Annotated in this window: 12 protein-coding genes; 7 read left to right on the top strand and 5 right to left on the bottom strand. The window is 49.0% G+C overall.

Annotated elements, in window-relative coordinates:
* Positions 1 to 98 precede the first annotated feature (98 nt).
* The 3 genes from ACQCVH_RS07635 to ACQCVH_RS07625 form a co-directional block, all read right to left on the bottom strand.
* The gene (locus ACQCVH_RS07635) at positions 99 to 551 is read right to left on the bottom strand and encodes a DUF305 domain-containing protein (RefSeq protein WP_426835137.1); all 453 of its coding nucleotides are present in this window, start codon (positions 549 to 551) and stop codon (positions 99 to 101) included.
* Between the two features lie 187 nt (positions 552 to 738).
* Positions 739 to 1,647: a Gfo/Idh/MocA family protein gene (locus ACQCVH_RS07630; protein ID WP_426835135.1), complete on the bottom strand. Its 909-nt coding sequence runs from the start codon at positions 1,645 to 1,647 to the stop codon at positions 739 to 741.
* Positions 1,648 to 1,674: 27 nt separating this feature from the next.
* Positions 1,675 to 1,920 carry a DegV family protein gene (locus ACQCVH_RS07625; protein WP_426835134.1) on the bottom strand — a complete coding sequence of 82 codons (246 nt, stop codon included), beginning with the start codon at positions 1,918 to 1,920 and terminating at the stop codon, positions 1,675 to 1,677.
* A 205-nt stretch (positions 1,921 to 2,125) separates the two neighbouring features.
* Here ACQCVH_RS07625 and ACQCVH_RS07620 point away from each other — a divergent pair, with 205 nt between their 5' ends.
* Both ACQCVH_RS07620 and ACQCVH_RS07615 read left to right on the top strand, forming a co-directional pair.
* Positions 2,126 to 2,473, top strand: coding sequence for a PadR family transcriptional regulator (locus tag ACQCVH_RS07620; RefSeq protein ID WP_022544538.1), 348 nt, complete (start codon positions 2,126 to 2,128; stop codon positions 2,471 to 2,473).
* Complete coding sequence (locus ACQCVH_RS07615) at positions 2,460 to 3,455, top strand: HAAS signaling domain-containing protein (RefSeq protein WP_426835133.1); 996 nt, start codon at positions 2,460 to 2,462, stop codon at positions 3,453 to 3,455. The genes ACQCVH_RS07620 and ACQCVH_RS07615 overlap by 14 nt, the downstream gene beginning before the upstream one ends.
* Positions 3,456 to 3,484: 29 nt before the next feature.
* Here ACQCVH_RS07615 and ACQCVH_RS07610 read toward each other — a convergent pair whose 3' ends face one another.
* Positions 3,485 to 3,862, bottom strand: coding sequence for a VOC family protein (locus ACQCVH_RS07610; RefSeq protein ID WP_426835132.1), 378 nt, complete (start codon positions 3,860 to 3,862; stop codon positions 3,485 to 3,487).
* 12 nt (positions 3,863 to 3,874) lie between these two features.
* Positions 3,875 to 4,771, bottom strand: coding sequence for a helix-turn-helix domain-containing protein (locus ACQCVH_RS07605; protein WP_426835131.1), 897 nt, complete (start codon positions 4,769 to 4,771; stop codon positions 3,875 to 3,877).
* 219 nt (positions 4,772 to 4,990) lie between these two features.
* Between ACQCVH_RS07605 and ACQCVH_RS07600 the strand changes: the two genes are divergently transcribed.
* The 5 genes from ACQCVH_RS07600 (at position 4,991) to mglA (ending at position 12,207) form a co-directional block, all read left to right on the top strand.
* The gene (locus tag ACQCVH_RS07600) at positions 4,991 to 5,989 is read left to right on the top strand and encodes a sugar-binding protein (RefSeq protein ID WP_426835130.1); all 999 of its coding nucleotides are present in this window, start codon (positions 4,991 to 4,993) and stop codon (positions 5,987 to 5,989) included.
* 1 nt (position 5,990) lies between these two features.
* Positions 5,991 to 7,463 carry a sensor histidine kinase gene (locus ACQCVH_RS07595; RefSeq protein WP_426835129.1) on the top strand — a complete coding sequence of 491 codons (1,473 nt, stop codon included), beginning with the start codon at positions 5,991 to 5,993 and terminating at the stop codon, positions 7,461 to 7,463.
* On the top strand, positions 7,441 to 9,018 hold the full coding sequence (locus ACQCVH_RS07590) for a response regulator (RefSeq protein ID WP_426835128.1): 1,578 nt from the start codon (positions 7,441 to 7,443) through the stop codon (positions 9,016 to 9,018). Before ACQCVH_RS07595 ends, ACQCVH_RS07590 begins: the two co-directional genes overlap by 23 nt.
* Before the next feature lie 453 nt (positions 9,019 to 9,471).
* Positions 9,472 to 10,533 (top strand): galactose/glucose ABC transporter substrate-binding protein MglB, encoded by a 1,062-nt coding sequence (gene mglB, locus ACQCVH_RS07585; protein WP_426835127.1) that lies wholly within the window; start codon positions 9,472 to 9,474, stop codon positions 10,531 to 10,533.
* Positions 10,534 to 10,704: 171 nt separating this feature from the next.
* Positions 10,705 to 12,207, top strand: a complete 1,503-nt coding sequence (gene mglA / locus ACQCVH_RS07580) for a galactose/methyl galactoside ABC transporter ATP-binding protein MglA (protein ID WP_224901849.1) — start codon at positions 10,705 to 10,707, stop codon at positions 12,205 to 12,207.
* Positions 12,208 to 12,214: the final 7 nt, after the last annotated feature.

Here is a 12,214-nt window from a genome sequence, read left to right as displayed (position 1 = left end):
AGAGAAAAAACGGTTAATTATAAATTTTCAGAAAAAAGACAGAGGGCCCCATTTAATGGCCCTCTGTCTGGCTTTTCTTTCTCATCTAGGCTGTGCCTCTACTCCTGTTCTTCCAGATCCTCAATCAGCTTCTTCATCTCCTCAATTTCCCTGCGCTGCGCTTCAATGATATCCTCAGAGAGCTTTTTGACCCTCGGATCTGAAATGCTGGCGCGTTCACTCGTCAGGATGGCGATGGAGTGATGGGGGATCATCGCTTTCATCCACGCGGTGTCCTCGATGGTCGCCTGGCTGCGGACAAGCCAGAGGGAAACAGCAAATACAACAGCGCTCCCTGCTAAAATCAGATAGTTCAGCTTCTTGTTTTTATACATCTTCCACATGAATAAAAGCATGACAATGGCCATGGCCGATCCCATGATCAGGGCCATATACACCCGTGTCTCGCTGTAAAAAATATGATCGAGCTGAAAAACATTCAAATACATAAGTCCGAACATAATGACCGTCGAAACGGCGATCATCAATCCGAATCTTCCGTAATGCTTCATTGCAAACCCCTCTTTCTCTATAGTTTCTATAATGCTCGTTCCCTTGCTGCACCCGGAACAAACCAGAAATTCTCCAGGCGGCTTATACCAAGCCAGCACGAAAAGCCGGAAACAGGTGTCTCCGGCTTTCCTTTTATTCCATTATCATTCAAAGATTCGGGCCAAGAAACCTGTCCTTTCATCCTGCTCAAGCCTCCGGATTAATCTGCCTGACTATCTGCTCGCAGATCTGATGGGTAATGAGCGAGTCTTCGATAGAGGGGTCGGGAGTGCGGCTGTGCTGCACAGCCTCAAGGAAGTGGCCGATGAGCTGGTGAAAGCCCCGCTTATAAAGGGTAGGTACCCAGTCGCCGAATTTTGTCACATGAATGTCCTTGTCATGGTAATGGACCGTTTCGACAAGGGCGTTGACCACATACTTATCATGGCCGGTGCTGTATTCGATGATTTCCTCGGTGACACCGCCATTCCGGTTCATGATGCCAACGGCGGTACAGCTGTCCCCAATGAGCTGGACGATAAGATGCTGGAGCATACCGTCTTTTATCATGGGCTGGACGGTCATATCCTTTACAGGCTCATCCATTAAAAACCGAAGAGTATCCACCACATGAATGAAATCCTCGACGACAAATCTCCTCAGGGAGTCAGGGGAGGAGTAGCGGTTCTTCTGCATCAGGATCAGGCTCGCCCTGCCATACTCCTTCAGCTCCCTAACCCTTGGGATGAAGCGGCGGTTAAAGCCGACCATGGCAATTTTGCCTTTTTCTTTTGCCAGACTGACAATCTTTTCGGTTTCTTCTAAGTTCATGGAAACCGGCTTGTCTATGTATACATGGATGCCATGCAAAAGCAGTTTTTCTGCTATGTCAAAATGAGCCTCGGTTGCCGTGCTGACAATGACTGCTTCAGCCCCGGCAGCCATCAGCTCCTCAACAGTGCCGGCAGTTTCCCTGATTCTGTACTTATCTGCAAGCTGATTGAGCGTCTCCGTATTTCTCGTACAAAGCACAAGCTCAATATTTTCCTGTTCCGACAATACAGGCAGATAAGCCTTTTTAGCAATGTCCCCAAGGCCGATGATGCCAATTTTCATATGCTCACTCCGTTCCAATTTTTGATTTTACACAAATGAAATGATGATACCGCCCTTGCCCGCATAGGTGCCCATCGTCGCACCCATATAATTGACGATGATTTCCTTCGGATGGTGCCGGCTTTCAATCTCAGATTTTAAATACTCCGCATCTTCTATATTCCCTGTATGGGTAATCCCGAAGACCGTATTGGAAAAACCGGCCGAACGCTCTCCGATACGGTCTAAAGACCGCTTGAAAAAACGCTTAGTGCCGCGGACCATTTCCAGCATTTCAATACCTTTATGCTGGTTATATGATTTGCCGCTGTCTCCCTGATTATAGCAATTCCGCCAAAAAAGGTATGGGCAGGTGCTTCAGTTTTTAAAAAAACAAATATTATGTGATCAACAATAGTGTATATCGCATAGTATACAGTATACTGTATGACATATAGCAAACAACCCAGAAATACATGAGATCAATGAGGTGAAGCTGATGGATTCATTGCTGAACAGTTTAATGACGGAATTGCGGAGGGGGACATTGACGCTTGCGGTGCTCAGCCAGCTGGATACGCCCCAATACGGCTATTCGCTGGTGCAGAGGCTGGAGGAGGGCGGCATTGCGATCGAGCAGAGCACTCTGTACCCGCTCCTGAGAAGACTGGAAAAGCAGGAGCTTGTCACAAGCAGCTGGGATACGAGCGAAAGCAGGCCGAGGCGCTACTATGTGCTGAGCGATTACGGGACAGAGGTTTACAAAGAGCTGAAAAAAGAGTGGGAGCGGAGCACACAGGACCTTCGCGGCCTGCTGAAAGGGGATGGAAAGGATGAACCTGATTGAGCTTTACATTCAGGAGGTGGTGCGCCGCCTTCCGGAAGGCAAGCGGGAGGATATTGGACTGGAGCTGCGTTCGACAATCGAGGATATGCTTCCGGATAATTTTGAAGAGAAAGATATAAAAGAAGTGCTCATAAAGCTGGGCAGCCCGGCACGGCTGGCAGGGAATTACATGGACCGGCCCATGCACCTGATCGGCCCGCGGTATTTCGATGTTTATGTGCATCTCATCAAGCTGATTCTGCCCATCGCGGCAGTTATCGCATTCCTAGCAAATGCAGCTGTCGAAATCATGGCCCGGAACCCCGGAGAATCTGCGCTCGATATTATTCTCGCTGTCTTTGGAACTGGCATTTGGGGGATGCTCGGCGCAGGCATCCAAACGCTATTCTGGCTGACACTGGTGTTTGCCGTCATCGAACGGACTGACAAAGGAAATATCCAGGAGCCGGTAACAGACAGTCTGCAAAAATGGACTCCGGATGACCTTAAAAACGTCTCCCAGATCAGCAGGGAAAAAAGGATTCCGAAGCATGAGCCAATCGCTGGCCTGATCATGACCATTATTTTCGCCGCCCTCTATTTCAATGCTGATAGGATCATTGGGCTGTATGAACAAGGCGGTGCCGGATTGGAATTCAGGATACCGGTATTCCAGCAGGAGATCCTGAATTCCTATTGGCCAATTGTAATGGCTGCCGTCATTCTGGAGCTCGTATTGATTTTGTTTAAATGGATGAAGGGACTGTGGACGAAGGGGCTGGCAATCCTGGCAGCTGCCTCACAGGCTATATCCTTAGCAGCCTTTATCCTGGTCTTCAGCAATGCTTCTGTATGGAACAAGGAATTTACAGATTATATGAATGAACTCTTCCTTGCTTCGCTCCGCCTTGAACACTGGGTTCTCTGGGGCGGCATTGTCTCCATCATCGTCTTTGGTGCGATAGAGGTATACCGCGTCTTCAGAAAATCCCGGATCCGCTGAAAATGAAAAGCCCGCCAAAAAAGGCGGGTTTATTGCTGTACCGGAATATCGCTCGTCAAGGCATGCGTATTTCCTTCAGTATCCTGAAAAAACGCCATCCATGTCTCGATGTCCCCCATTTTGGCCACCATATGCGGCTCGCCTGTAAAGCTTGCCCCTTTTTCAGCAAGTTCCCTGCAGGATCTGCGGATGTCCTCCACCTGGAAATAAAGGACTGAGCTTGGATGGGCGAACTCTTCCTTTTCCGGCAGGCTTAGCATCAGGCGCTGTCCGCCGCACTCAAAGAACGCCATTGTCTCCATGCTGAATAAGAGGGAAAGGCCCAGTACATCCCGGTAAAAGGGGATGGCTCTTTCAATATTTTTGACCGGGATGCCGATCTGGCTGATTTTCTGGATTTCCTGCATTTCTATCACTCCTTAACTATTCTTCTTCTCCAGCATAGTTGAAAAACCCGCCTCATTCTTGTCCAATCTCGCCTTTTTCCGGTATTGGAGGGGGGACATCCCTGTATGCTTCCTGAACATTTTGCTGAAGGAGGAGGGGGTCTGGAAGCCTACTGCAAAGCTGATATCCGTCATACTCCACTCCCCCTTCTCCAGCATCTTCCTCGCCTTTATGATCCGAAACTCTGCCAGATGCTGATGTGGCGTCTTGCCGAAGAATCCTGTGTAGGTCCGGAGCAGGTGACTAGGCGAAAGGCAGGCTATTTTTGAGAGCTCGTCTAAAGAAACCGGGCTTGCATAGCAGGCCCTTATATATTCATAGGCTATCATCAGGCGTTTATAGAGTTCCTCGCGTGTTGAACGCCGCTCGGCTCCGATAGCTGAAAATTCCCTTCTTGCATATGACTGTTCATGGAGAATCTCCTGCATAAGCTGGTAAAAAAGATCTTCATAGTCAGCCGGATTTTCCAAAAGCAGATGTGCTTTCTGCAATCCAGCAAGCTGGCCGTTCAAACCGGCTCCGGGCTGGTATGTCCTCTCAAAGAATCCTTCATCATAGGCAGGGCGGAAGGGGTCGCTGAGAAGATTATCAGGTCTGGCAGTGAGCGACTGCAGCACCTCCCCCGCGAACCCTTTTCGGAAGAATACACAAAACGATTCGACCGGTTCTGCCTCCTCAATTGAAAGGGCATAATCTCCCTCATTCAAGAGCAGATAGCGGCCCTCCTCTACAGCGTAAGTTCCCTGGCCTTTTTTATACTGGGCATTGCCGTTCCGGAAGGTTTTGACCGACAGCTGGCCGCTGCCTTCCCAGTAAAATTCATTGCTCCTGGCATGGAGCACATAATTGGAGGTGTGCTGTTTATTCATTCTTCTCCCCAGTTGTTTTTTCCAGAATTTGAATAGTTTTATTATAACGCAGACTTCACTTAGAAAATCTCTTATTCACATAAATCCCTCTTCAAATTCTGAAAATTATACCACCTTTTGAAAAGAGGCGTTATAATATTCCTATTCGCTAAAGCAAGGCTTTGGCCACGGTCATTGTACCTGGCGATCTACCATTATAAAAAAAGAGGGTTGTCTGCCATGAGCAAATGGTCAGTGTTTGCCTATACATCTTTAAGCTTCTTTTTTGTCATCAGCTGTACCATGGCTGTTTTCTATGGATATAAAGTAATTGCCCATCATGTTCCCCAGGAATCCGGCAAGCTTGAGGATTACCGCTATCACTTTGTGCTTGTGCCGGAGGAATTGGATAATGAGTATTGGAGGCTTGTTGAAAAAGGGGCCAGGAAGGCTGCGGAGGAAGCGGGCGTTGTCCTCGAATATGCCGGTCCGAATCAGGCCAGCATTGATGAACATCTGGAAACCATTGAAAAGGCAGCTGCCTCTAAAGTTGATGGCATCATCACCCAGGGCCTTAGCGATGAGCAGTTTACGCCGCTCATCAACAAAGTGGTCGGGAAAACCCCTGTTATCACCATTGATACAGATGCAGCCAACAGTGAACGCCTTGCCTATATCGGCACTGATAATTATTATGCCGGCTATCTGGCCGGAAGGGCGCTTGTGAAGGATCTGAACGGAAAGGCTGAAGTGGCCATCATCACCGGCAATTTCTACGCCAACCACCAGATCCAGCGGGTAAACGGCTTCAAGGCTGCAGTAGGAAGCGAAAAGAATATCCGCATCATTGATGTGGAAGAGTCGGAGATCAGCAGAGTAAAGGCAGCCGAAAAGGCATACCAGATCTTAAAAGAGCATCCAAATGTAACCGCTTTCTACGGAACCAGTGCCCTTGATGCCATCGGGATCGCCCAGGTGGTTGAAATGATGCAGAAGCAGGGGGACATTTATATTATGGGATTCGATACACTTCCTGAAACCCTGGATAATATGAAGAATGGCACCATCCAGGGAACGGTCGTCCAAGAGCCGTTCGAGATGGGCTATCAGTCCGTGCGGATGATGATCGACCTGCTTGAAGGCAGGGAGGTCCCGCCTCTTGTCCATACCGACACAAAGATTCTGAGAAAAGCAGACCTGCCGATCAGCAGTCAGGAACAAATCAGGGAGGTCCACTAATATGCTGTTCCGCATAAGGTCAAAGCTGCTCTTATATTTTATTGTCCTCGTCGCCCTCCTGACTTCTGTAGGACTGTTTTTCTATAAAGCCAGCGAAAAACTGGTCACTGAGTATGACAACAGCTTTGAGAGATTCCTTCTTCTTAACGATATCTCCCAGCGGACCGATTTGGTGACCGAGAAGCTGAAGGCCTATATCACAGATAAGGACCATACGTACCTGATTGAATATGAGCAGGAAAAAATAAAGCTTGTGGATGACCAGAAAAGGCTCTATGAGATTATGGGCACTAATGATCTGACCCTCGTTAACTATAAAAATATGATCGACAGCTTCCTGGAGGAAACAGATGCCTCACTTGAAGCCTTTCAGCGGGATGAGATCGACACCTACTCGGGCCATCTGAATGAGGTGCTTAAGATCGGCGGTTTTCTCCAGGAAAATACACTTGCCCTGCTAAACAATAAATTGACCGATTACCGTTCCTTCTACAGACAGATGGAGCAGCAGAATCACTATTATAAAATGCTCTCCCTGTCCCTCTTTGCCGCAGCCTTCTTTTTAAGCACGCTGCTGGCCTTCTGGATATCAGGAGGCATTACGAAGCCAATCTCCAAGCTTTCAGAGGCGGCGAGGCAGATTGCAAAAGGGAATCTGGAAGGCGAGGAAATCAAAGTAGCAGCAAAGGATGAGCTGAAGCTGCTGACAGATACCTTCAACCAGATGAGGAAAAACCTCAGGACACTGGTCATCGAAATCAAGCAGAAGTCAGAATTGGACAAGCTGCTGAAGGAGCTGGAGCTCAGGAGTCTCCAGAACCAGATCAATCCGCATTTTCTATTCAATACACTGAATACGATATCTAAAATGGCGTATCTGGAGGATGCCGAGGAAACCTCGCGCCTCATTGAATCTGTTGGAGCGCTGCTTCGCTACAACCTGGGGGATCTGGACAAAGCCTCGACTCTCCGGGAAGAGGTCAGGGTTGTAAAGGAGTATTTTTACATCCAGCAGACGCGCTTTGGAGACCGCATCCGCTTTATCACTAACATTGAAGAAGACTGCCTGGACATTGAAATACCTGGGCTGACCCTGCAGCCATTAATTGAAAATGCCTTCATACACGGGGTGGAAGAGTATGAGGAAAATGGGGTCATCCGACTGTGCATCATCCGCAGAAGTGATGAGATTCTTGTAGAAGTCAGCGATAACGGCCCCGGGATGGACCCGCAAGCCAAAAGAAGGCTCTTGGCCTATGCCGAGGGGCTGGAGGAAACTGTGCCCAAGGAGCAGCCAAGCGGCCACTCGACAGGCATCGGGGTCAGAAATGTCATGAAGAGGCTGCAGCTGTTTTATCAGAAAAAGAATGTCGTGGAGATCGAATCAGGGTCTGGGAAGGGAACAACTTTCAGGCTGGTGATCCCAGCCAGGGCAAAAGGGGGAGAAAAGCTTGCTCAAAGTACTGGTCGTTGATGATGAGGTATTGGAGAGAAAGGCAGTAGCCAAAATGATCCGCAGCTCATTCAATCATGCCGAGGTGGTAGGGGAAGCAGCCAATGGACGGATTGCGATTGAAATGGCAGTAGAGCATGAGCCGGATATTATATTTATGGATATTAAAATGCCGGGCGTGGACGGAATCGAGGCTGTCCGGGAAATCAGAAAAATCAGGCCGGAAACGCAATTCATCATGGTATCTGCTTTTGATACCTTCGAATATGCCAAGAAGGTGATGCAGCAAGGGGTAAAGCAGTATATCCTGAAACCGAGCTCAAAGGCAGATATCACCGCAGCCTTTGAAAGCGCGGCCGGCGAAATCATGGAAGAGCGCAGGAAAAGGGAGGAAGAGCGGAGCCTTAAGGAAAACCTTGAAAAAGCAGTGTCGATTGCCCAAAAAGAATGGGTCGCTTCCCTCATGATGAACCAGGTGCAGGACATCACCTTTGAGAGCTGGGGGCGGCTTTTGGGCACTGAAATACTCTCCGGCTATATCATGCTGTTCAGCTATCAGCCTAAGCCTGGCAGGGAGGCTCCTGAGGACCGGAAAAAAGAGTGGTACAGCTGGCTGAAAGAAACACTCACCAGCCTGCCTGAGCATCAGGAGGCCATGGTAGGGCCTCTCGTTGACGATCAGGTTCCTGTGTTATTCCTTTGCCAAAAACCGACTGAAAAAATGCATTTCAAGTCCAAGTCTCAATCTGTTCTGGATTCTCTGCTTGCCAGATTCTCCAAGTTATTTGTAGAAGCGGAATTAAAGGCAGGAATTGGCCATCCGTACGAGGAGGCGAAGGATCTGACTAAATCCTACCACGAAAGCGTCCTGGCCCTTCAAAAGCTCATGCAGCTGCCCGGAAGGTCTTATTTATTCGGGGAAAAGCAGGGAAAAACGGCCGCAGGAAGCCCGCCGCCTGGCTATAACGCAGAGAAAGAGCTGCTTGAAGCGGTGCGCCAGGCAGATGTGAACCATGTCCTGTCTGCCTTTGACCGCTTTATGGTCAGCCATGCTGAGGAAGCACGGGAAACAGCGGACATCCGCAGGTCTCTTCAAGAGCTGTTTGTGCTGGTATCAAGAATGCTCTATGAACTCGGCATTGACTACAGGCAGGTGCCCGAGCTCAGCGATTTAGATGACAGCGCGGTCCTGTTTGAGCACGGCAAGAATCATCTCCTCCGCATAGCCCGGGATGTGCAGGCATGGCGGAACAGCCATGCCAAAGATATGCTTTATAAAGCAAAGGAATATATCGAAGCCCATTATGCCGAGGCGCTTACCCTCGAATCGGCTGCTGAACATGTAGACTTGAGCCCGTTCTATTTTTCCAAACTGTTCAAAGACCGCTTTAGGATGACCTTCATTGATTTCGTCACCGACGTCCGGATCAGGAAGGCAAAGCATTTCCTCAAGGAAGGCTCCCTCAGCCTGAAGGAAATCTGCTACAGCATCGGCTACAAAGATCCCAACTACTTCAGCCGGGTCTTCAAAAAACATACCGGCCTCTCGCCAACCGAATACCGCAAGGAAAGCTGAAGGATCTCTATTAAGGGATCCTTTTTATTTTTTATAAAAGGGAATGAAAGAAATTGTTGTCATACATTTTGAATTTAATAGACATGCTGGGTGAAAGCCGTGACAGATGAATGCCCAAAAAATTATAAAAACCTGTTGATTGGAGTGCAAGGCACGTAGACTCCTGCGGGATTGCAGCGGCAGAGCTGAGACCCCGCAGGAGGTACGACGAGGAGGCTCAGCGCCGCCCCGCGGAAAGCGAAGTGCCTGGAACGGAAATCAACCCCCATTTAAAAGAAATCCTTTTTTAAAAATCAAAATATCCATCAAGTATTTTTTTATCCTGAACGCGATTTCACAAAATAGTCTAGAAAATCACAATTTAATGCTAGTTTTTCCGAATATGAATCTCCTACTCTCCTGCTACTATTTATGTAAGGGCTTACAAACTAAAACCAAAAGGGGATTGGGAAAATGGCTAAAAAGAAAAAAGGTTTGCTGGTATCACTTACGGTTGCTTCAAGCATCTTGCTGGCTGCGGGCTGCAGCAGCGATTCGACTGGCGGTTCGGGGGATTCAGGCAAGGCAGACGGACTTCCGGCTGTCGGGGCAACAATCTACAAATTTGATGATAACTTCATGTCCTATGTGCGCCGCGCAATGGAGGATTCCGCAAAGGACCAGGCCAACCTGATGCTCAATGACTCTCAGAACGACCAGGCAAAGCAGATCGAACAAGTCGATACACTGATCGCCAAAGGAGCAAAGTCACTGGCCATCAACCTGGTTGATCCAAAAGCAGCACAGACTGTCATCGATAAAGCAAAAGCAAAGGACCTGCCGGTTATCTTCTTTAATAAAGAGCCGGATGCAGCGGTCATGAATGGTTATGACAAAGCCTACTATGTCGGGACGACTTCTTCGGAATCAGGTGTCATCCAGGGTGAACTGATTGCCAAGCAGTGGGAAGCGAATGAAGCGGCATGGGATAAAAATGGAGACGGAAAAATCCAATATGTGCTCCTGAAAGGCGAGCCGGGCCACCCGGATGCCGAAGCCCGCACCAAATATGCGATTGACACAGTCAAGGGCATCGGCATTGAAACAGAAGAACTGGCAATGGATACAGGTATGTGGGATGCAACGAAGGCAACCGAAAAAATGGATGCCTGGCTGGCAAAATACAGCGACCAGATTGAATTCGTCATTGCCAACAATGACGGCATGGCACTCGGGGCAATTGCTTCTCTTGAAAAAGCAGGCTATTTCTCCGGAGATAAATACATGCCTGTCGTAGGTGTCGACGCTATTCCGGAAGCATTGGATATGATCGAAAACGGCAAAATGGTCGGAACGGTCCTGAACGATGCACAGAACCAAGGGAAAGCGACTGTCCAGCTTGCAGTCAACGCTGCAAACGGCAAAGACGTGCTTGACGGAACAGAATGGGAGCTTGACGAGGCCAAAGCCGTCCGCGTTCCTTACGTAGAAGTGACGAAAGATAACATCGATGTCGGCAAGAATGCTTACAAGTAAGAACTGCGCCTCAATTTGATGGCAGCAGAACAATAGATAAAAAGAGTTATTCCACAATGGGGGGCTTGCTGTGCGGGTCTCTCATTGTTTTCCAAAAAATAGCCGGCCGGATGAAACAGCTATAACAGGCAGTGCCGGCACATGCAGAAGGGCAAGCAAGGAGGTGCACTCATGCCGGAAACAAACGGAGCAGTGCTGCTGGAAATGAAAAATCTAACAAAAAGATTCCCCGGGGTCATCGCCCTGAACAACGTCTCCCTCAAGGTAAGGGCAGGGACAGTGCATGCGCTGATGGGGGAAAATGGAGCAGGCAAGTCAACTTTGATGAAATGCCTTTTCGGCATCTATTCAATGGACGAGGGACAGATCCTCCTCGAAGGCCGGGAGGTAGCCTTTGCCAGCTCGAAGCAGGCGCTGGAAAGCGGGGTCTCCATGGTCCACCAGGAGCTCAACCAGGTGCGCCAGCAGAATGTCATGGATAATATCTGGCTTGGCCGCTACCCGAAGAAAGGCATCTTCATTGATGAGAAAAAGATGTATGAAGATACGGCAGCCATTTTTAAAAGCCTGGACATCCGCATCGATCCGTCCAGCAAGGTGAGCTCTCTCTCGGTTTCAGAAATGCAGATGGTTGAGATCGCCAAGGCGGTTTCCTACCAGTCCAAGATCATCGTCATGGACGAACCGACCTCATCACTGACAGAAAAAGAAGTAAATCATTTATTTAAGATCATCAAAAAGCTGCAAAGTGAAAATGTAGCCATAATCTATATATCCCACAAAATGGAGGAAATCCTCCAGATATCCGATGAAGTGACGATCATGCGCGATGGACAGTATATCGCGACAAAGAGCGCCGAGGAGCTGACAACAGATGAAATCATCCGCCTCATGGTCGGACGCGATCTGTCACAGCGGTTCCCGGAAAAGGTGAACAAGCCGGGAGAGGTTATTTTAAAGGTTTCCGGCCTCACAGCGGAGGCAAAGCATTCTTTTTCTGATATCGGCTTCGAACTGAGGAAGGGAGAAATCCTTGGGATCGCCGGGCTGGTCGGATCAAAGCGGACCGAGGTGGTGGAAGCACTGTTTGGCATGAGGGGTGTGAAGTCAGGAAAGGTTGAGCTTCACGGGAAGGAAGTCCACAACCATTCCCCGCAGCATGCCATCAAGAACGGCTTTGCACTCGTTACAGAGGAAAGAAGATCTACCGGCATCTTTCCGGAATTGAGCATCAGCTTTAACTCTATCATTGCCAATCTGAAGAAATACAGGAAAGGCATCTTCCTTTCAGACGGCAAGGTGGCAGAGGATACCAAATGGGTCATAGACAGCATGAATGTCCGGACACCGTCGCAGAAAACATCCATCGGCAGCTTGTCCGGAGGGAATCAGCAGAAGGTTATCATCGGCCGCTGGCTCCTCACAAGGCCTGAAATCCTGCTGTTGGATGAACCGACACGGGGAATCGATGTCGGGGCCAAATTTGAAATATACCAGCTGATCAGCGAACTGGCGGCAGAAGGCAAGGGGATCATTTTCATCTCATCCGAAATGCCCGAGCTGCTGGGCGTGAGTGACCGGATCATGGTCATGAGCAACGGGAAACTGGCTGGGATACTGGATACTGCAGAAGCCTCGCAGGAAGAAATCATGCGGCTCGCTGCGATGTACTAGGAGGAAA

The organism is Bacillus infantis (assembly GCF_050107595.1).
Lineage (GTDB): Bacteria > Bacillota > Bacilli > Bacillales > Cytobacillaceae > Bacillus_AB > Bacillus_AB infantis_C.
The sequence above is the reverse complement of the archived record's forward strand: the minus strand, read 5'-3'. Positions and strand labels throughout refer to the sequence as shown.